The organism is Pseudomonas sp. NFACC37-1 (genome assembly GCF_900101575.1).
Taxonomy (GTDB): Bacteria; Pseudomonadota; Gammaproteobacteria; order Pseudomonadales; family Pseudomonadaceae; genus Aquipseudomonas; species Aquipseudomonas fluorescens_AA.
This window is the reverse complement of record NZ_FMUZ01000020.1, coordinates 47,021-67,533: the sequence shown is the minus strand read 5'-3', so window position 1 is coordinate 67,533 and position 20,513 is coordinate 47,021. Positions and strand designations below refer to the sequence as shown.

Genomic DNA, 20,513 nt, shown 5'->3' with positions numbered 1-20,513 from the left:
TGGGAACAACAATACTTCATTCCGGGGCTGTTTCGCAGCCTCACTGACATGATTGTTCCCACGCTCCGCGTGGGAATACTTCAACGGACGCTCCGTGTTCGGCTTTGGGACGCGGAGCGTCCCTGGCTGCATTCCCACTCGGAGCATGGGAACGATCCTTGGCGGTGGACTCCATCTTTACAGATGCAACGCATGCCCCAACGCCCGCAACGCCGCTTCCTGCACGGCCTCGCCCAGCGTCGGATGGGCATGGATGGTGCCGGCGATGTCTTCCAGGCGCGCCCCCATTTCCAGGGACTGACCAAACGCGGTGGACAGCTCCGACACGCCGACGCCGACCGCTTGCCAGCCCACGATCAAGTGGTTGTCCCGGCGTGCCACGACCCGGACGAAACCGCTTTTCGATTCCAGGGTCATGGCCCGACCGTTGGCGGCGAACGGGAAGCTCGAAACCAGGCAGTCCAGCCCGGCAGCCTTGGCCTCGTCCGGCGTCTTGCCGACCACCACCAGTTCCGGGTCGGTGAAGCACACCGCGGCGATGGCGGTCGGGTTGAATTCCCGATGCTGGCCGGCGATCAGCTCGGCGACCATTTCGCCTTGGGCCATGGCCCGGTGGGCGAGCATCGGTTCACCGCTCAGGTCGCCAATGGCCCAGACGTTGCGCATGCTGGTCTGGCAACGGCTGTCGATGTTCACCGCCGAACCGTTCATCGCCAGGTCCAGCGCTTCAAGGTTCCAGCCCTGGGTATTGGGTTTGCGCCCGACCGCCACCAGCACCCGGTCGGTGTCCAGGTTCAGCGTGTCGCCATTGGGATCGCGCACTTGCAAGGTGCTGGCCTGGGCATCGAACCCTTCGACGCTGTGCTTGAGGTACAGCTTCACGCCCAACTGCTTGAGCGCCTCGTGCACCGGTTGCGTCAGCTCGCCGTCGTAAGCGGGCAGGATCCGCTCCTGGGCCTCGACCACGCTGACCTCGGCACCGAGCTTGCGATAGGCGATGCCCAGCTCCAGGCCGATGTAGCCGCCGCCGACTACCACCAGGTGCTTGGGCACCGAAGTGGGGGCGAGGGCTTCGGTGGAGGAAATGATCGGCCCGCCCAGTGGCAGCATCGGCAGGTTGACGCTTTTCGAACCGGTGGCCAGCAGCAGGTGTTCGCATTGGATGCGGGTATCGCCGACCTCGACCGTCTTGCCATCGATCACCTTGGCCCAGCCATGAATGACCTGGACCTTGTGCTTTTTCAGCAATGCTGCGACGCCGGTGGTCAGGCGATCGACGATACCGTCCTTCCATTCCACGCTCTTGCCGATGTCCAGCGTTGGCGCCGCCACCGTGATGCCCAGGGCCGAGCCCTGGCTGTGGTGTCGGGTCTGGTGGAACTGCTCGGCCACATGGATCAACGCCTTGGACGGGATGCAGCCGATGTTCAGGCAGGTCCCGCCCAACGCCTGGCCTTCCACCAGGATGGTCGGGATGCCCAGCTGGCCGGCGCGGATCGCCGCCACATAGCCGCCGGGGCCGCCGCCGATGATCAGCAGCGTGGTGTTCAAAGTCTGTTGCATACCTGCTCCCATTATTGATCCACAAACAGCGTGGCGGGTTGTTCGAGCAGGCCACGCAGGGCCTGGATGAATTGCGCCGCGTCCATGCCGTCGACCACCCGGTGATCGAAGGAGCTGGAGAGGTTCATCATCTTGCGGATCACGATCTGACCCTTGATCACCATGGGCCGCTCGACGATTTTGTTCACGCCGACAATCGCCACTTCCGGCAGGTTCAGCACCGGCGTGCTGACGATGCCGCCGAGGGCACCGAGGCTGGTCAGGGTGATGGTCGAGCCGGACAGTTCATCGCGACTGGCCTTGCCCGTGCGCGCTGCCGTGGCCAGGCGGGCGATTTCCGCCGCGCTGTCCCACAGGGTACGGGCTTCGGCGTGACGCACCACCGGCACCATCAGGCCAACGTCGCTCTGGGTGGCGACGCCCACATGCACCGCGCCTGAGCGATGGATGACCTGGGCTTCGTCGTCGTAGCGGGCATTCATCTGCGGAAAGTCCCGCAGGGCCACGACCAGGGCGCGGACCAGGAACGGCAGCAAGGTCAGCTTGCCGCGACTGGCGCCGTGTTTTTCATTCAAGTGAACCCGCAGCTCTTCCAGGGCCGTGACGTCGATTTCCTCGACATAGCTGAAATGGGCCGCGCGTTGGGTCGCTTCCTGCATGCGCTGGGCGATCTTGCGGCGCATGCCGATCACCGGGATCTGCTGCTCGTCGTGGCGTTCGGCATAACCCGAACCGCCCTTGGCTTGGGACGACGGACCCTGGGCCAGATAGGCTTCGAGGTCTTCGTGCAGGACCCGCCCGGCCGGGCCGCTGCCCTGGACCAGGCGCAGTTGAATGCCCAGGTCCAGCGCGTGTTTGCGCACGGCCGGCGAGGCCAGTGGGCGCTCGTCGGGGTCGCGGGCCACAGGCGCTTGCGGGGCGCAGCGCGGCGCGGCGGTTTTTTCCAGTACCGGTTCAGGTGTCGCCACGGGCGCCGGCTTCGGTGCCTGCGCAGCCGGCGCTGGCGTTGGCGTTGGCGCCTGTTGGGCCGATTCTTTCAGGTTACCCGCACCTTCGACTTCAATGCGGATCAGTTCACTGCCCACCGCCATGACTTCACCGGGCTCGCCACCCAGAGCGATGACCCGGCCATGCACCGGTGAGGGGATGTCGACCATGGCCTTGTCGGTCATGACATCGGCCAGTACCTGGTCTTCGACCACCATGTCACCGACCTTGACGTGCCACACCGACAGTTCAACTTCCGCGATGCCTTCGCCGATGTCCGGCATCTTGATAACGTGCGTGCCCATTCAGACCTCCATGACCCGTTTCAACGCCGCGCCCACTCGGGACGGCCCAGGGAAATACGCCCACTCCTGCGCATGCGGGTAGGGGGTGTCCCAACCGGTGACACGCTCGATGGGCGCTTCCAGGTGGTGGAAGCAGTGTTCTTGCACCAACGACACCAGTTCGGCGCCGAAACCGCAGGTGCGGGTGGCTTCGTGGACAACCACGCAGCGGCCGGTTTTCTTCACGGATTTGACGATGGTCTCAAGGTCCAGCGGCCAGAGGCTGCGCAGGTCGATGACTTCGGCGTCGATGCCGGTTTCTTCGGCCGCCACTTGAGAGACGTAGACCGTGGTGCCGTAGGTGAGAACCGTCACGTCCTTGCCCGGACGGGTGATGGCGGCGACGTCCAGCGGCACGGTGTAGTAACCGTCCGGCACCTGGGCCGAGGGGTGTTTCGACCACGGGGTTACCGGGCGATCGTGGTGGCCGTCGAACGGGCCGTTATACAAGCGCTTGGGTTCGAGGAAGATCACCGGGTCATCGTTTTCGATGGAAGCGATCAGCAAGCCCTTGGCGTCGTAGGGGTTGGACGGCATCACGGTGCGCAGGCCGCAGACCTGGGTGAACATCGCCTCGATGCTCTGGCTGTGGGTCTGGCCGCCGTAGATGCCGCCGCCGCAGGGCATGCGCAGGGTCATCGGCGCGGTGAACTCGCCGGCCGAGCGATAGCGCAGGCGTGCCGCCTCGGAAATGATCTGGTCCGACGCCGGGTAGACGTAGTCGGCGAACTGGATCTCGGCCACCGGCCGCAGCCCGTAGGCACCCATGCCCACCGCCACGCCGACGATGCCGCTTTCGGAAATCGGTGCGTCGAACACCCGCGAAGTGCCGTACTTGTTCTGCAGGCCTTCGGTGCAGCGGAACACGCCGCCAAAGTAGCCCACGTCCTGGCCGAACACCACGACGTTGTCGTCGCGCTCGAGCATCACGTCCATGGCCGAGCGCAGGGCCTGGATCATGGTCATGGTGGTAGTGGTCATGGCGGTGTCCAACGCAATATTGTTGTTGTGATCGTTCATGTCAGATCCCCAACTGCTGACGCTGGCGCTTCAAGTGCTCCGGCATCTCTTTGTAGACGTCTTCGAACATGGTCGCGGCGCTGGGAATCTGTCCGCCGGCGAGGGTGCCGTACTGTTCGGCTTCCTTCTGCGCGGCGATCACCTCGGCTTCGAGTTCGGCGCTGACCGCCGCATGTTCCTCTTCGGACCACTGGCCGATCTTGACCATGTGCTGCTTGAGACGGGCAATCGGATCGCCCAGCGGGAAGTGGCTCCAGTCATCGGCGGGGCGGTACTTGGAGGGATCGTCCGAGGTGGAGTGCGGACCGGCGCGGTAGGTGACCCATTCGATCAGGGCCGGGCCGAGGTTGCGGCGGGCACGTTCGGCGGCCCAGCGCGAGGCGGCGTAGACCGCCATGAAATCGTTGCCATCGACACGCAGGGAGGCGATGCCGCAACCGACGCCGCGTCCGGCGAAGGTCGTGGCTTCACCGCCGGCAATGGCCTGGAAGGTGGAAATCGCCCACTGGTTGTTGACCACGTTGAGGATCACCGGCGCCCGGTAGACGTGGGCGAAGGTGAGGGCGGTGTGGAAGTCCGATTCGGCGGTGGCGCCGTCACCGATCCAGGCCGAGGCGATCTTGGTATCGCCCTTGATCGCCGAGGCCATGCCCCAGCCCACGCCCTGGATGAATTGCGTGGCGAGGTTGCCGGAAATGGTGAAGAAACCGGCGTCCTTGACCGAGTACATGATCGGCAATTGCCGGCCCTTGAGCGGATCGCGCTCGTTGGACAGCAGTTGGCAGATCAGGTCCACCAGCGGCACCTCGCGGGCCATCAGGATGCTTTGCTGGCGGTAGGTGGGAAAGCACATGTCATCGATGTTCAGCGCCAGGGCCTGGCCGCTGCCGATGGCTTCTTCGCCAAGGCTTTGCATGTAGAACGACATTTTTTTCTGGCGCTGGGCGACCACCATGCGGTTGTCGTAGATACGTGTCTTGAGCATGGCGCGCATGCCTTTGCGCAGGATCTCGACGGGAATGTCCGCCGCCCAGTCGCCCAAGGCATTGCCCTGGTCATCGAGCACGCGGATCAGGCTGCGGGCCAGGTCGGCGGTGTCGGCGGGTTCGACGTCGATGGGAGGTTTGCGCACCGTGCCGGCATCGGACAGATGCAGGTAGGAAAAGTCGGTCTTGCAGCCGGGACGGCCCGAGGGTTCGGGGACGTGCAGGCGTAGCGGTTCGTACGCTGGGTTCATGGCTTTCTACGCTCGATCTTGTGAATTTCTTGTAGTGGGCGCGCTAGCTGACGAATGTCCCCGGGTAGGGGAAATTGTCCTACAACAATCATAGGCTCGACGAAGAAGAATATTTTTCTCTGTTAGCTTGCTGTTCAGATCATTTGCAGATAAAAAATCTGCACAACGATAAAAAACAGGATTATTTGTCTCATGCGTAAATTGGATCGCACCGACATCGGCATTCTGAACAGCCTTCAGGAAAACGCCCGCATCACCAACGCCGATCTCGCCCGTTCGGTCAATCTGTCGCCGACGCCGTGCTTCAACCGGGTGCGGGCGATGGAGGAGTTGGGCGTGATCCGCGAGCAGGTCACGCTGCTGGATGCCGACCTGCTGGGACTGCACGTCAACGTGTTCATCCATGTGAGCCTGGAGAAGCAGGTGGAGGAGGCGTTGCAGCACTTCGAGGAGGCGATTTCCGACCGACCGGAGGTGATGGAGTGCTACCTGATGGCCGGCGATCCGGATTACCTGATCCGCGTGCTGGTGCCGACCATCCAGTCGCTGGAGCGGTTCATGATGGACTTCCTGACCAAGGTCCCGGGCGTGGCGAACATCCGTTCGAGCTTTGCCCTCAAGCAGGTGCGCTACAAGACCGCGCTGCCGTTGCCGGCCAATGGGTTGACCTTGGGAACCTGAACATCAAAAGATCGCAGCCTTCGGCAGCTCCTACAGGAGGATCGCATTCACAATGTAGGAGCTGCCGAAGGCTGCGATCTTTTGATCTTAAAATTGATTGATCGGAATCTTCAGGTACGTCACGCCATTGTCCTCGGCCGGCGGCAGATGGCCGGCCCGCACATTCACCTGGATCGCCGGCAACAGCAGCGTCGGCATGCCCAGTGTCTTGTCGCGCTGGGTACGCATGGCCACGAACGAAGCCTCATCGATGCCATCGCGGACATGAATGTTGTGCTGGCGCTGCTCACCCACGGTGCTCATGCAGTGGGGCTCGCGTTCCTCCGGTGGATAGTCGTGGCACACATACAGCCGTACCCCGGCGGGGAAGGCCAACAGCTTGCGGATCGAGGCGTAGAGCTGATGGGCATTGCCGCCGGGGAAGTCGCAACGGGCGGTGCCTACGTCGGGCATGAACAGCGTGTCGCCCACCAGGATCGCGTCGCCGTCGATCAGGTAGGCCATGTCCGCCGGGGTGTGGCCGGGCACGTGCAGGGCGGTGGCCTTGAGGTTGCCGATCAGGAAGGACTCGTCGGGCGCGAACAGGCGGTCGAATTGCGAACCGTCGACGGCGAAGTGCGGCTCCAGGTTGAACAGGGTCTTGAACACGTTCTGCACCTGGCCGATGGACTCGCCGATGGCGATCTTGCCGCCCAGCTCCCGACGCAGATAAGGCGCGGCGGACAGGTGATCGGCATGGGCGTGGGTCTCCAGCAGCCATTGCACCGTCAGTCGATGTTCCCGCACAAACGCGATCACCCGATCCGCCTGCGCGGTGCCGCTGCGGCCCGAGGCCGGATCGTAGTCGAGCACCGGATCGACCACCGCGCAGTGCCCGCCATCGTGTTCATACACAACATGGGTATAGGTCTTGGAGGCGGGGTCGAGAAAACTCTGGATCTGCGCGGGCATGACAGCGGACCTGTGGGGAAGAAGCGGTTGCTACGCTTGAGGTTTACAACATATGGTCCGCAGCTTAGTGAGGGCCAAGGCGTCCTGCAAATACGATCACACCTGCCCACAGGTGTGCGCGGCTTGAGAGAACCTGAATGTTACTGGCAAGTTTTTTTGGTGTGGTCATGGGCCTGGTCCTTGGCCTGACGGGGGCGGGTGGCGGCATCCTGGCGGTGTCGGCGTTGGTGTTGGGCCTGGGCTGGAGCATGACCCAGGCCACAAAGTGTCCATGTCTCCAGCCCCCAACCGGGGAATGGTGTTACAGCAACCTGCATTGCATCGAAAACCTCAGCGCCACCGATTGCCCTTGCTCCAGCAAGCGCAACCCCGGCCGCCCCGGCAGGTGATGGGCGTTGACCGGATGGCTGACCGGTTCGATGCAAAAGAAGTCCAGACCCACGGGGCAGTAGAGCAGGAAATAGTCGCTGCCGCTGGCCTGGCATTGCAGTTCATAACCCAGGTCCGGTTGCTGGATCAGGCACTGCCCGTCCCAACCGCCGAAGCCGTTGTCGACAAGCGTGTCCGGCAGTAAACGGAGCGCCTGGAAATCCCAGTGTTCAGGAATGTTGGTCAGTTCCGTGGGCAGTTTTGTCGCGTCGCACATCCAGACCTCGTTGGCGCGGGTTTGCAGGCGCGTGGCGGCGGTGCGTGGAAAGTACGGGTGCAAGCCCAGCCCGTGCCACGCGGCCTGTTCGGCCATGTGGGTGACGTGCATTGCGAGCTGCAACTGGCCGCCGCTCAGACGGACCCGCAGGTTGGCACGGTAGGCGAACGGCTGTTGGCTGTCGAGTTGCAGCAACGCTTCCTGGGCACTGTGCTCGATCACCTGCCACGGTTGTTGCCACGCACTGCCATGGATCGGAAACGGATCGTTGGGGCTGTTGGCCTCCAGGGCCAGCCAGCCGCCGGGACAGTCGAAGCCGCCGTGGGCGATCCGGTTCGACCAGGGAATCAACGGGAAGCCACCGAGCTTGCCAGGCAGGCCGTTTTCCAACGCGTGGGGCGCTGGCGGGCGCAGTAGCGGGGCGCCGTTACTGCGCAACGTCCAGTCGACCAGGCTGGCGCCCAGGTGCGGGGCCAGGGTGAGACGGGTCAGTTCGTCTTCGAGGTGGAGAAGGGGTGGCGTCATGGGAGTCGTCTGCTAAAGAGGAAAGGCTGTTATGCAGAGAATTGGATGTCTGTTTGTGAACCCAAATTGTGGCGAGGGGATTTATCCCCGCTGGGCTGCGTAGCAGCCCCAAAACCAGTAACCCCGATCTGTCTGATACACCGAGGTCTGGGCGTTAGGGCTGCTGTGCAGCCCAACGGGGATAGATCCCCACGCGACAATGGGACTTTGTCGTTTGTTACAACACCAGATGCGGCAACCAAAGGGAAATGGCGGGGATGTAAGTCACCAGCAGCAGCACCACGAACAACATGGCGTAGAACGGCAGCAGGGCCTTGACAGTGCTTTCGATACTGACCTTGCCAATGGCCGAGCCCACGAACAGCACTGCGCCCACCGGTGGGGTAATCAGGCCGATCCCCAGGTTCACCAGCATGATCATGCCGAACTGCACCGGGTCCACACCAATGCCCACGATCACCGGCATCAGGATCGGCGTCAGGATCAGGATCAGCGGCGCCATGTCCATCACGGTGCCCAGCAGCAGCAACATCACGTTGATGCACATCAGGATCACATAGCGGTTGTCCGACAGCGTCAGGAACGCGGTGGTGATCTTCGCCGGGATTTCCATCAGCGTCATGATGTAGCCGAAGCTGGCGGCGAAGCCGATCAGGATCATCACGATGGAGATGGTGCGTACCGTACGGTGCATCAGTTTCGGCAACTCGCTCCATTTGTAGTCGCGGTAGATGCACATGGTCACGAAAAATGCCCACACCACAGCAATGGCGGCCGATTCGGTGGCGGTGAAAACGCCCGAGAGAATGCCGCCGAGGATGATGAACAAGGTCATCATGCCCCACATGGCTTCCTTGCAAATCTTCAACGCTTCCTTGAGCGGGATCACTTCACCTTTGGGGTAGTTGCGCTTTTTCGCAAAAACCAGGCACAGCGCCATCAGGCAGAGGTTCATCATGATGCCGGGGACGATGCCGGCCATGAACAGCGACCCGATGGAAACGGTGCCGCCAGCGGCGAGGGAGTACAGCACCGCATTGTGGCTGGGCGGCGTCAGCAGCGCTTGCACCGAACCACTGACGGTGACGGCGGTGGCGTAATCACGCGGATAGCCCCGGCGTGTCATTTCCGGGATCAGCACCGAACCGACCGAAGCGGTATCGGCTACCGAGGAACCGGAGATTGCGCCAAAAAAACTCGAGGCCACGAGGTTGACCAATGACAGGCCGCCGCGCACGAAGCCTACCAATACACTGGCGAATGCCACCAGGCGGCGGGACATACCGCCCTCGGCCATGATCGCACCGGCCAGGACGAAGAAGGGGATGGCCAGCAGCGAGAACTTGTTCACACCGCCCGTTACCTGGATCATCATGGCCTGGAACGGAATATCGATCCACCACGCCCCGATCAGGGCGGCAGCGCCCAGCGCGTAGGCGACCGGCATGCCGATCAGGATCAACAGCAAAAAACTGCCCAGCAGAATCAGAGCGTCCATTAAGCGGCACCTTCGTTTTCTTCAACCAGGTCGAACTGCACGACCCGACGCTGGCTTTGATCACCCAGCAAGAGTTTTTCCAGCACAAAAATCAACGTCAGGAAGCCACCGATCGGTATCGGCATGTACGTGATGCCGACGCGCAGGGTAGGGATAGCGCTCATGAATTGATTCCAAGTGGTCATGCACAGCTTGGTGCCCCACACGGTCATGAAAATGCACACGGCTGCCATCAACAGCTGAGAGACAACCGACGCGGCGGTTTTCAGGTGCGGCGGCATGCGAGAGGTAACCATGTCGACGGCCATATGCGAGCCGGAGCGGTAGCTGGCGGCGGCGCCGATGAAGGTGAATACGATCATGAGTAGAATCGCGGTAGGTTCCGGCCAGCTCGAGCCTGAGCCAAGCACGTAGCGGGCAAACACCCCCCAGGGGATCATTAGCGCAACGGCAAGGACAGAAAGGCCGGCCACCCAGATGCACGTCATGTAGATTTTATCGTTGATACGCAGCAGCAAATTCTTCATCGGGTTTCACCGTAACCAGGCGCGCCCATAACATCCGGCGCGCAGGGCCTTTTTCATGGATACAGATTGAGGGGGGCTTACTGCACGGCTTCGATTTTCTTGATCAGGTCGGCATACGGCGCGCCGTACTTGGCCCGGATCGGCGCGGTGGCGTCGTAGAAAGGTTTCTTGTCGACGGTGATGAACTCGACGCCAGCCGCCTTGAGTTTTTCTTCACTCTCACCCGACTTCTTGTCCCACAGCACGCGCTCTTCAGCCTGGGCCGCCTTGGCAGCTTTTTTAACCATGTCCTGTTGCGCCGGAGTGAGTTTTTCCCAGGTGATTTTCGACATCACGATTGGCTCGGGCAGGATCAGGTGACCGGTCAGGCTGTAGAACTTGGCGTTCTGGTAGTGGTTGTGCTCGAGCATGGTCGGTGGGTTGTTTTCCGCACCGTCGATCACGCCGGTTTGCAAGGCGCTGAAGATCTCGCCGGTGTCCATGGCGATGCCGTTGGCACCCATGGCGTTGAAGGTCTCGATGAACATCGGGTTGCCTTGGACGCGGATCTTCATACCCTTGAGGTCTTCGAGCTTGCGCACCGGTTTCTTGGTGTAGAGGTTGCGCGTACCGCCGTCCATCCAGGCCAGTGCCACCAGGCCGAATTCAGAGTTGGTGATGCGGTCGAGGATCTCATCGCCCACCGCTCCGTCGATAACGGCGCGCATGTGGGCCTGGTCGCGGAAGATGAACGGCATGTTGAACACGTTCACGTCCGGCACCACAGGGCCGACGATGCCGAGGCTGACACGGGACATCTGGATCGCACCGGCCTGCATTTGCTCGATGACTTCTTTTTCCGAACCCAAGACGCCGCCCGGGAAGTATTTGAATTTCAGTTCGCCGTTGCTTTCCTTGGTCAGGGTTTCACCCATGTGTTCCTCGGCGACCACGGTCGGGTAGCCCTTTGGATGGATGTCGGCGATCTTGAGGTCGAGGGCCTGCGCCGCCTGGGCCAGGAAGGTCAGGGGGAGGGCTGCGATCAGAAGCGTACGTTTGAAATTCATGGTCCATCTCCAGTTTGTTGTTTTTTTATGGCTCATTCAGCAAAGCGGTGAAGCAGATCATTTCGCGGCGTGTTTCAGCCCTCCAAAAGCGGGTTCGGCCAGGCCTTTGACGCCGGGGGCGAGGGCGAACACGCCACCGGCCAGGGACTGCGGATCGGTGTCGTCGCCGGGGCGGATCGAGGTGACGAAGAGGGTGTCCAGGCGGCTGCCGCCAAAGGCGCACATCGTCGGTTTCTTCACCGGCACCGCCAGCGACCGATCCAGCCGGCCATCCGGGGTAAAGCGATGAATGAGACCGGCGTCATTGGCGCAGATCCAGTAGCAACCTTCGGCGTCTACCGCCGCGCCGTCCGGGCGCCCGGCCAACGGCATCATGTCGACGAACAGCCGCCGGTTGGACGGCGTGCCGCTGTCGATGTCGTAATCGAAAGCCCAGATCCGCTGGACCAATGGGTGTGAATCCGAGAGGTACATAGTCTGCCCGTCCGGGCTGAAACCCAGGCCGTTGGGCACGATGAAACCGCTCAGTTGCGCCTCGACCGGGCTGCGTTGCCCGGCTTCATACCGGTACATCCGGCCTTCGTCGACGTTCGCGGCCATGTCCAGCACCATGCTGCCGGCCCAGAAACGGCCCTGGCGGTCGCAACGGCCATCGTTGAGGCGCATGTCGACGCGGCTGTGCTCGACGCTCCCGCAGCGTTCGCTGTCCAGGCTGCCGTCGTCATGGGGGTGCAGGCGGAAGAAACCGCTTTCCATGCCGGCGACCCAGCCGCCGCCCTGGTGACGGGCAATGCAGGCAAGCATTTCAGGGGCTTCCCAGCCCTGGATTTTTCCGCTGCTGGCATTCCAGCGTTGCAGGCCACCGCTGGGGATGTTCACCCAATACAGGGCGTTTTCCTCGGGGACCCACACCGGGCTCTCCCCGACGGCGTTGCGTGCATCGACAATCAATTCGGCTTGCATGGTGATTCCTTTGTACGTTCGTATCCCATGGCACCGGGCCAATCAGTCGTCGAACGGGCCGGCGGCCACGAAGGCACCGCCCTGGTAGATCCTGGCCGGGTCATCGGCCGCCGGCATTGGCTGGGCTTCGATCTTGTCGCGGAAAATCTCGGAAGTGTCCTTGGGTTGGTAACCCAGGTGCGCGGCGTGGCTGTTGTCCCACCAGACGTCGCGGTTGGCGGACACGCCATAGACCACGGTGTGGCCGACCTTTGGTGTGTAGAGCGAGCATTCGATCAGTTGGGTGAGGTCGTCGAAGCTCAGCCAAGTGCTCATCATCCGACGGTTCTGCGGTTCGGGGAACGAAGAGCCGATGCGGATGCTCACGGTCTCGATGCCGTAGCGATCGAAGTAGAAACTGGCGACGTCTTCACCGTAGGACTTGGACAGGCCGTAGTAGCCATCCGGACGGCGAGGGGAGAGGGCGTCGAGGGCTTCGTCCTGCTTGTAGAAGCCGATGACGTGGTTGGAACTGGCAAAGATCACCCGCTTGACGCCGTGTTTGCGCGCCGCTTCGTAGATGTGGAATACGCCACTGATGTTGGCGCCGAGAATCTCTTCGAACGGACGCTCCACCGAGACACCCCCGAAATGCAGGATGGCGTCGACACCTTCCACCAATCGGTGCACGGCCTGTTTATCCGACAGGTCGCACGGCACCACTTCTTCGCTTTCATCGATGGCCGGGGCCATGTTGGCGATGTCCGACAGCCGGATGTGACGGGCGAAAGGCTTGAGGCGCTCGCGCAGGACTTTGCCCAGGCCGCCGGCGGCGCCGGTCAGTAGCAGGCGATTGAGGGGGTGGCGAATCGGTGTCGTCGTCATGGCATTACCTGAGCAAACAGTGAGTGATATCCGTTGTATAGGCCATATGACCGCGGGCAAAGGGTGACCTTTCCTTGTGGCAGCGAGCCTGCTCGCGAAGGCGCCGGCCCAGCCGCCCCCTCACCAGCAGGCCCACCCACCGCCTTACAACAAACTGATCGGATAACTGATGAAAATACGGTTCTCATCGAATTCGTTGGTGCTGAAATCCCGGCGCATCGTCGAGTTGCGCCATTTCACGTTGAGGCTCTTCAACGCGCCGCTCTGCACGGTGTAGGCCAGCTCACTTTCCCGACCCCATTCCTTGCCATCGTCGACCGTGGCGGTGTGCACGTTGTCACCGCTGATGTAGCGGTTCATCAGGGTCAGGCCCGGCACGCCGACGGCGGCGAAGTTGAAGTCGTGGCGCAGTTGCCAGGATTTTTCCTTGGCGTTGTCATAGCTGGAGTTGTAGCTGTCGTTGGCCAGGGTGCCGCCGCTGGTACCGTTGACGCGCATCCAGGCATCGTCGCCGCCGACTTTCTGCAGGCCGACGTAGAAGGTGTTGCCGCCGTATTTGGCCGAGAGCATGGCGAACGCGGTTTTGTTGTCCAGGTCGCCGGCCAGTGCGCTGCCGTCTTCCTTGCCGATGAAGTAGCCGAGGTTGGCGCCCAGGGTCCAGTCGCCGATGGGCTGGCTGTGGGTCAGGTTGAAATACTGCTGTTGGTAGATGTCGGACAGTTCCGCGTACCACACACCGACCTGGGTGCGTTTTTCGTTGAAGGCGTATTCACCGCCACCGAAGTTGAAACGATCGGAGGTGAACGCGCCGCGGCCGTTCATGGACATGTCTTCCATGCTCGCGTCATTGCGCGGGCTGTTGCCACGGAACTGGCCGCCGTAGAGGCTCAGGCCGTTGATTTCGGTGGAGGTCACTTGGCCGCCACGGAAGGTCTGGGGTAGCGAGCGACCGTCGTCGGAGCGCAGGATCGGCAGCACTGGCATCCATTCGCCGACCTTCAACTCAGTCTTCGACACCTTGGCCTTCAGGGCCACGCCCAAACGGCCGAAGTCGTCGGCCGGGCGACCGTCGTCATGCACCGGCAACAATTGCGTACCCGCCGTGCCACGGCCGCCGTCGAGCTTGACCGAGTACAGGCCAAGCACGTCCACGCCGAAACCGACCGTGCCCTGGGTGAAGCCGGACTTGGCGTCGAGGATGAAACTCTGGGTCCATTCCTCGGCCTTGCCCTGGGCATTGTTCGGGTTGGTGAAGTTGCGGTTGAAGTAGGCGTTGCGCAGGTTCAGCGTGGCCTTGGCGTCATCGACGAAGCCTTCGGCGCTGGCGGCGGTTGGCAGAAACGCGGCAAGGCTGCTGCAACCGAGCAGGATCAGGGCGGGGCTGGCGTTGAGAAGGGTACGGCGGTTTGGACGGCGATCGGGCGAAAAACGGACACGTGTGCTCACTATGACGCTCCCTACTTTTTTGTTGTTTTTATTTTTGTCATACGTCGTCGTACAACATTGGAGGGATTATTTGGAAGCGGCTGCTCATTGTCAACTGGCCATTATCGGAATTATCCAACTCAGCTGTGCTTCAAGATGAGGCGTTTCAACGGCTGTCGCTGGACGAGGTCAAGATCCCAGGCGTAGCGCCGGGCAGATCTGTGGTTTGAGGATAGTGGGAAGGGTGCTTGGTTGTGCGATGACTGGTCTAAGACATTAGTCGAATGCCCACGATCTAATTGACAGTGAGGTCTCTTGTGGCGAGGGGATTTATCCCCGCTGGGCTGCGCAGCAGCCCTAAAGACGGCTGAATGCAATCAGCCTGACACACCGCTGCGACAGTAATCGGGGCTGCTTCGCAGCCCAGCGGGGATAAATCCCCTCGCCACAGGTGTGTGGTTGATCCTATTCCCAGTCTAAACAGGGTTGTGTTTATCCAGATGTAGGATCGTTCTGGATCGGGCTACGTCGTCTTGCGCCGTTGCCTACACCTGCGCCAGAATCCGCCGGCTTGTGCGCCTGGGGGCCAGGGCTCTATCGTTTCCGGGTCACTGAATTGAATCAGTGATCGGGTTTGGTAGCCCGGGCTGTCGGTGCATAGCGTCATCTCTTGCGAGTGCAATCACGCACTTCGCTTTTTGGTGGCCATGCGCAGGGTCTCTTCGGAGGCGCCGGCTCCGATGCCCGGTCTACCAACCTTCGTATGGCCGCCACCCTAATTCGTTTGGTAGCGAGAGGGTGTTGGCTCCCTTCTACAGCATCGGAGCTTCAACTATGTTCAAAGTAACCCCCAACCCACCGAACACTGATCCAGCCTCGCCGCGCAAAAAAACCAAGCCTCAAAAACACGACGAAGTCACCGACCGCGTCCTCGACCATTACCTGAACCCCAAACCGGACAAACCCGAAACGGATCCTGCCCCCGGCCAGCTCTTCACCGTCAACAAAGATATCGACACCGAAAGCCTGCTCGCCAACCTCAGCGAAACCCTGGCCTCGGCCAACGCCATGGTTGAGGACCTGGCCTTCGACCTGAACGGTTCGCGCCGACATTTCCTCCTGGGTATCCAACAACTGATCGAACTGGGCAGTCTGCTGGCCAACCGCGCACTGGATAACGTCGAACAGCGCCAACCGACCTAGCGCACACCCGTGGCGAGGGAGGCTGCTCCCTCGCCACGGGCGCTTCTGAGTACCGTGGCCCAGGTACACATACGCATAATTATGCAAACTGTTTTAACTCAGGTCGTTTGCTCGCCAAAGACCCAATGGGTCAGCACGTTAATTTAGTTAGGAGTTATTAAATTTATTGAGCACGAATGTTCCTATTGGCCCTTTTGATCTCTCTGAGCCGTTGGACCTTTTTCCAAGCATCGGCCTTGACCGCCAGTTGGGCTCTCGAGACTGCCTTTCGGAGGGCTGATCTATTCAGCACTTCTCCTCCATCACCTAATACGAGCCCACCTTGTTTGGAAAAATCCAAATTTGCTAGAGCGTCCGTAAGCCGTCTTCGAACTTCTCGACTGGCATCTATGGTGGTATCTGGATTTCTTTTTACAAAACGCTCCCATAACTCGACCCTTTTCGCTTGTCTATCTTCAAAGGCATAAACTCTTTTTTGATTTTTCGTTGGGTTTGCGGTTCGAGAATAAGGTCGTGTAGCTCTCTGTCGGGGGGGTAATCGTGCTGCCACACTGGGCGTCTTTGGGGCAGCCGAGGGCGTAACGGTATTGGTCAGGGCCGGCCCCGCTATTGGGAAGGTTTGCGGATTTATTTGCGGAACTGCGGGAAGTTGGGAGGCAGGACGGGTAATAGTTTTTAATGAAAGGTCCAGGGGCGCGCTAGATGAAAGGTCTAACACAGGGTTGCCGATGAGGAAGTCTATTTTAAAAATTTTTATTAGAACGTTCCCAGTTGGATCATACCAATTAACCGGATCCCCCCCACAATAAGCATACGCATTGATCCCCCCATCACCAAACGGACTCAACTCGTCTGGACTGTTAAACCGCATCAACACCGGATTGAAAGCCCGATTACCCTGTCCCAACAGATAGTGCCCGGTGATCGGTTCAGGCCGCTCGCCATTGAATCCGAGCAAACTGCTCAACCCACTTTCCCCCGTACGGTGACCGTAGGCGGTATAGGCCATCCGTTGCAAATCTGTGTCCGTCACCGCCGCCAACGGCGAACGCTGTTGATCCGTCGCCAGCAGTGTCGTCTCGGTCACACCGATGACACTCAGCCGCTGAGCCAGCGGCTGTTCCCCGTTGCGCACGATCGTGAGCTGTGCCTCGCTGTCGATTTCATTGACCAGTTCGTTGTTCTGATAGAAGCGTTGTGTACCGGGATGCCCGAGCGGTGTCAGGCCTGTGAGGCGATCCAGTGGATCGTAGTGATAGCGGCATAGGATGTTTTTCGACGAAGCTGACATGGACTGGGTCTCCCGGGTGCGCTCGGCTGTGTCAGGCTCGGGTATTTCTCGGAGGACGTCTACTAGCAGAACTGTTAGTCCGGGATAGGGAGGGCATTAGATAATTCAGGTGAGGCTGATGACGCTATCGCGAGCAGGCTCGCTCCCGCAGGGATCCCCAGTGTTTTCAAAAGTGGGTGAATGCTAGTCTTGAGCAACGCTGTTGCCAGGGAGCCCTCATGGGCAATCACAAGATCGAGATTCGTCGCAGTAACGTCGAGAAAATCCTGTTGGCCGCCGAGAAGGTCTTTGCCGAGAAAGGCTTCGGCAGCACCGCCATGGCCGACATCGCCGCCGAAGTGCAATTGCCTCGTTCCAACCTGCATTACTACTTCAGCACCAAGAGTGAACTGTACAGCGCCGTGCTGTTCGATCTGCTGGAGGTGTGGAAACAGGATGCCTTGTGCTTCGAAATGTTCGACGACCCGCGGGTGGTGCTCAGCAGCTACATCCGCGCCAAGATGAACCACTCCCGCAGCCGGCCCTACGGCTCCAAGGTCTGGGCCAACGAGATCATCCACGGTGCCCCGACCCTGGGCCAGGCACTGGACGCCAGTCTCTATGACTGGGCCAAGATGAAGGAAGCGAAAATCCGCCAGTGGGTGGAGGACAAACGCATCCTCCCGGTGGAGCCCTCCAGCCTGCTCTACATGATCTGGGCCTCGACCCAGCACTACGCCGACTTCGACCACCAGATCAATATTCTCAACGACCACCAGCCGCTGTCGGACATGCAATTCGAACGGGCGGTGCAGACGGTGACCGGGGTGATTTTGCGGGGGATCGGGTTGGAGCCTTGAGAATTTTTGGTGAGGCTGATGGCCCCTTCGCGGGCAAGCCCGCTCCCACATTGGGTCTGTAGTGAACACACTATCTGTGAACGACAGCGATCCATTTGTGGGAGCGGGCTTGCTCGCGAAGAGGCCAGCCCTGACACCTCAAATTTCAAACCGCGACATGATAGGGATTGCGCGGATCATGGTTCCAATCCAGGAACGGCTTGCCGGTGTCCACCGTCACCATCTCGATGCAGTCCTGCACCGGGCAGGTGATCTGGCACAGGTTGCAACCCACGCACTCTTCATCGATCACTTCATATTTACGCGTACCGTCCGCCTGCTTGAGGCTGGCGATGGCCTGGTGTGAGGTGTCTTCGCAGGCGATGTGGCAGCGACCGCATCCGATGCAGGCCTCCTGGTCGATCTTGGCGATGACCTGGTAGTTGATGTCCAGGTACTTCCAGTCAGTGGTGTTGCCCACCGCGCGACCGGAGAACGCCTGGAGGTTGGCGTGGCCGTGCTCGTCCATCCACCGCGACAAGCCGTCCTTCATCTCGTCGACGATGCGAAAACCATGCAGCATCGCCGCCGTGCAGACCTGCACCGCGCCGCTGCCCAGGGCGATGAATTCCGCCGCGTCGCGCCAACTGCCGATGCCGCCGATGCCGCAGATCGGCAAGCCTTGGGTCTGCGGGTCGCGGGCGATTTCGGCGACCATGTTCAGGGCGATGGGCTTGACCGCCGAACCGCAGTAACCGCCATGGGTGCTCTGGCTGCCGACGCTGGGCAGGGCGACCATGCGGTCCAGGTCGACGCTGGTGATGGAGTTGATGGTGTTGATCAACGACACCGCGTCCGCACCGCCCCGATGGGCCGCCCGGGCGGCGACGCGGATGTCGGTGATGTTCGGCGTGAGCTTGACGATCACCGGCAGCGAGCAATAGGTCTTGCACCAGCGGGTCACTTGCTCGACGTATTCCGGCACCTGGCCGACCGCCGCGCCCATGCCCCGTTCCGGCATGCCGTGGGGGCAGCCGAAGTTAAGCTCGATGCCGTCGGCGCCGGTGGCTTCCACCAGGGGCAGGATGCGTTTCCAGGATTCTTCGACGCAGGGCACCATCAGCGACACGATCAACGCCCGGTCCGGCCAGTCCTTTTTCACCTGGGTGATTTCCCGCAGGTTGATCTCCAGGGAACGGTCGGTGATCAGCTCGATGTTGTTGATGCCCAAGACCTCGCGATTGGCACCGTAGTGGGCCGAATAACGCGAGGACACATTCACCGCCGCTGGATCCTCACCGAGGGTTTTCCAGACCACGCCACCCCAGCCGGCCTCGAAGGCGCGGACGACGTTGTAGGCCTTGTCGGTGGGTGGCGCGGAGGCCAGCCAGAACGGGTTGGGGGCTTTGATGCCGGCGAAGACAATCGACAGATCGGCCATTTACGCAGCCTCCACGTTAAGCATCAGTTGAGCGTTGATCGCCTCGGCGGCGAGCTTGCCGTGCTGCACGGCCTGCACGGTGAGGTCCTGGTCCAGGCTGGTGCAATCGCCGCCGGCATAGACACCGGGAATGCTGGTGCGCAGGTGTTCGTCCACCAGGATTCGCCCGTCCTGGCACTTGAGCTCCCGGGCCAGTGGGTCCACCAGTGCGTTGTCATCGAAGGCTTGGCCGATGGCTTTGAAAACGGCGTCGGCGGCCAGGTCGAAGGTCTCGGCACCGATGACCAGTCGACCGTTTTCCAGATGGGTCCGGGAAAAGCGCATGCCGCGCACATGCCCGGCGTCATCGAGCAACACCTGTTGCGGTTGGGCCCAGGTCAGCAGACGCACCTGATTGGCCTTGGCGATGTCTTGCTCATGCAAGGTGGCCCCCATGTCCTCAAGGCCACGACGGTAGACCAGGTTGACGTCCCGGGCGCCGAGGCGAGCCATCTGCACGGCCATGTCGATGGCGGTGTTGCCGGCACCGAGCACGATGCAACGGTCGGCCAGCGGCAACTGGCTGAGGTCGTCGGCCTGGCGCAGTTCGCGGATGTATTCGGTGGCGGCCAGCAGCCCCGGGGCCTGTTCGTCGCTCAGGCCCAGTTGTTTGCTGGCGGCCAGGCCGAGGCCGAGGAACACTGCGTCGAACTGCTGGTGCAGGTCGCTCAGGCTCAGGTTCTCGCCGAGTTTCTGGCCGTGACGGATTTCGATGCCGCCGATGTCCAGCAGGAAATCCAGCTCGCGTTGGGCGTAATCGTCCACCAGTTTGTACTTGGCGATCCCGTATTCGTTGAGGCCGCCGGCCTTGTCCCGGGCTTCGAAAATCACCACGTCATGGCCATGCATCGCGCTGCGGTGCGCACACGCCAACCCCGCCGGCCCGGCCCCGACCACGGCGATGCGCTTGCCGGTGGTGGCGGCACGCTTGAACGGATGTTCGCTGAAGTGGGCGTTGTCCACCGCGTAGCGTTGCAGCGAGCCGATCAACACCGGCGCGCACTCATGGGCGTTGTTGCGCACGCAGGCTTGCTGGCACAGGACCTCCGTGGGGCAGACCCGGGCGCAACTGCCGCCGAGGATGTTGGCCGAGAGGATTTTCTGCGCCGCGCCTTGGACGTTGTCCTGGTGGATGTTGCGAATGAACGAAGGAATGTCGATCTCGCTCGGGCAGGCGTTCACGCAGGGCGCGTCGTAGCAGTACAGGCAACGGGACGCTTCCAGGTGGGCCTGGCGCGCGTTGAGCGGCGGCGCCAGGTCGCTGAAACGGGCGGCGAGGGTGGCCGGGTCTTCCTGGGAATGGGGGAGGTGACTCAAGGGCTGGATCATGGAGTGGGCCTCACGGTGTTTGAGGTGCTGCCTCTGGTGGGCAGTGGTTTTTTTGGGGGACTTGATCGTTCCCACGCTCCGCGTGGGAATGCCTCTGGGGACGCTCCGCGTTCCG

At 61.4% G+C, this 20,513-nt stretch carries 18 protein-coding genes and 1 pseudogene; 4 read left to right on the top strand and 15 right to left on the bottom strand.

From position 1 onward, the window contains the following. Nucleotides 1–177: 177 nt before the first annotated feature. Genes lpdA through BLP82_RS19720 form a run of 4 tightly spaced genes read right to left on the bottom strand, consistent with a single transcriptional unit; the run spans nt 178 to nt 5,151 of the window. Nucleotides 178–1,563, bottom strand: a complete 1,386-nt coding sequence (gene lpdA, locus BLP82_RS19735; RefSeq protein ID WP_092171951.1) for a dihydrolipoyl dehydrogenase — start codon at nt 1,561–1,563, stop codon at nt 178–180. Between the two features lie 11 nt (nt 1,564–1,574). Further along, nucleotides 1,575–2,855 (bottom strand): dihydrolipoamide acetyltransferase family protein, encoded by a 1,281-nt coding sequence (locus BLP82_RS19730; RefSeq protein ID WP_092171946.1) that lies wholly within the window; start codon nt 2,853–2,855, stop codon nt 1,575–1,577. Then, entirely contained in the window at nt 2,856–3,914 is a 1,059-nt protein-coding gene (locus BLP82_RS19725; protein ID WP_018605866.1) for an alpha-ketoacid dehydrogenase subunit beta, read from the bottom strand. 1 nt (nt 3,915) lies between these two features. After that, a complete protein-coding gene (locus BLP82_RS19720; protein WP_092171941.1) occupies nt 3,916–5,151 on the bottom strand; it encodes a 3-methyl-2-oxobutanoate dehydrogenase (2-methylpropanoyl-transferring) subunit alpha in 1,236 nt (411 codons plus the stop codon). A 192-nt stretch (nt 5,152–5,343) separates the two neighbouring features. Between BLP82_RS19720 and bkdR the strand changes: the two genes are divergently transcribed. Next, nucleotides 5,344–5,832, top strand: coding sequence for a Bkd operon transcriptional regulator BkdR (gene bkdR / locus BLP82_RS19715; protein ID WP_003202929.1), 489 nt, complete (start codon nt 5,344–5,346; stop codon nt 5,830–5,832). Nucleotides 5,833–5,919: 87 nt separating this feature from the next. On the opposite strand, the gene BLP82_RS19710 is transcribed toward bkdR, so the two are convergent. Then, complete coding sequence (locus tag BLP82_RS19710; RefSeq protein WP_092171937.1) at nt 5,920–6,783, bottom strand: MBL fold metallo-hydrolase; 864 nt, start codon at nt 6,781–6,783, stop codon at nt 5,920–5,922. A gap of 137 nt (nt 6,784–6,920) precedes the next feature. Between BLP82_RS19710 and BLP82_RS30685 the strand changes: the two are divergent. Beyond that, a pseudogene (locus tag BLP82_RS30685) lies at nt 6,921–7,043 on the top strand (sulfite exporter TauE/SafE family protein); the annotation flags it as partial. Between the two features lie 41 nt (nt 7,044–7,084). Here BLP82_RS30685 and BLP82_RS19700 read toward each other — a convergent pair. The 7 genes from BLP82_RS19700 to BLP82_RS19670 form a co-directional block, all read right to left on the bottom strand. Further along, the gene (locus BLP82_RS19700; protein WP_092171927.1) at nt 7,085–7,954 is read right to left on the bottom strand and encodes an aldose 1-epimerase; all 870 of its coding nucleotides are present in this window, start codon (nt 7,952–7,954) and stop codon (nt 7,085–7,087) included. 217 nt (nt 7,955–8,171) lie between these two features. Then, nucleotides 8,172–9,452: a TRAP transporter large permease gene (locus tag BLP82_RS19695; protein ID WP_092171923.1), complete on the bottom strand. Its 1,281-nt coding sequence runs from the start codon at nt 9,450–9,452 to the stop codon at nt 8,172–8,174. After that, entirely contained in the window at nt 9,452–9,979 is a 528-nt protein-coding gene (locus BLP82_RS19690) for a TRAP transporter small permease (RefSeq protein ID WP_092171919.1), read from the bottom strand. The genes BLP82_RS19695 and BLP82_RS19690 overlap by 1 nt, the downstream gene beginning before the upstream one ends. Nucleotides 9,980–10,056: 77 nt before the next feature. Then, the gene (locus BLP82_RS19685; protein WP_092171916.1) at nt 10,057–11,025 is read right to left on the bottom strand and encodes a TRAP transporter substrate-binding protein; all 969 of its coding nucleotides are present in this window, start codon (nt 11,023–11,025) and stop codon (nt 10,057–10,059) included. 57 nt (nt 11,026–11,082) lie between these two features. Further along, nucleotides 11,083–11,988 carry an SMP-30/gluconolactonase/LRE family protein gene (locus BLP82_RS19680; protein WP_092171911.1) on the bottom strand — a complete coding sequence of 302 codons (906 nt, stop codon included), beginning with the start codon at nt 11,986–11,988 and terminating at the stop codon, nt 11,083–11,085. 42 nt (nt 11,989–12,030) lie between these two features. Further along, the gene (locus BLP82_RS19675) at nt 12,031–12,852 is read right to left on the bottom strand and encodes an NAD-dependent epimerase/dehydratase family protein (protein WP_092171906.1); all 822 of its coding nucleotides are present in this window, start codon (nt 12,850–12,852) and stop codon (nt 12,031–12,033) included. Nucleotides 12,853–12,996: 144 nt separating this feature from the next. Then, entirely contained in the window at nt 12,997–14,298 is a 1,302-nt protein-coding gene (locus tag BLP82_RS19670) for an OprD family porin (RefSeq protein ID WP_092171903.1), read from the bottom strand. A gap of 813 nt (nt 14,299–15,111) precedes the next feature. Here BLP82_RS19670 and BLP82_RS19665 point away from each other — a divergent pair. Next, nucleotides 15,112–15,480, top strand: a complete 369-nt coding sequence (locus BLP82_RS19665) for a DUF6124 family protein (RefSeq protein WP_092171899.1) — start codon at nt 15,112–15,114, stop codon at nt 15,478–15,480. A gap of 163 nt (nt 15,481–15,643) precedes the next feature. On the opposite strand, the gene BLP82_RS19660 is transcribed toward BLP82_RS19665, so the two are convergent. Then, nucleotides 15,644–16,771 (bottom strand): RHS repeat-associated core domain-containing protein, encoded by a 1,128-nt coding sequence (locus BLP82_RS19660; protein WP_092171895.1) that lies wholly within the window; start codon nt 16,769–16,771, stop codon nt 15,644–15,646. Between the two features lie 218 nt (nt 16,772–16,989). Between BLP82_RS19660 and BLP82_RS19655 the strand changes: the two genes are divergently transcribed. Further along, entirely contained in the window at nt 16,990–17,610 is a 621-nt protein-coding gene (locus BLP82_RS19655) for a TetR/AcrR family transcriptional regulator (RefSeq protein ID WP_060741719.1), read from the top strand. 145 nt (nt 17,611–17,755) lie between these two features. On the opposite strand, the gene preA is transcribed toward BLP82_RS19655, so the two are convergent. After that, nucleotides 17,756–19,030: an NAD-dependent dihydropyrimidine dehydrogenase subunit PreA gene (preA, locus tag BLP82_RS19650; protein WP_092171891.1), complete on the bottom strand. Its 1,275-nt coding sequence runs from the start codon at nt 19,028–19,030 to the stop codon at nt 17,756–17,758. Further along, a complete protein-coding gene (locus BLP82_RS19645; protein ID WP_092171887.1) occupies nt 19,031–20,398 on the bottom strand; it encodes an NAD(P)-dependent oxidoreductase in 1,368 nt (455 codons plus the stop codon). Nucleotides 20,399–20,513: the final 115 nt, after the last annotated feature.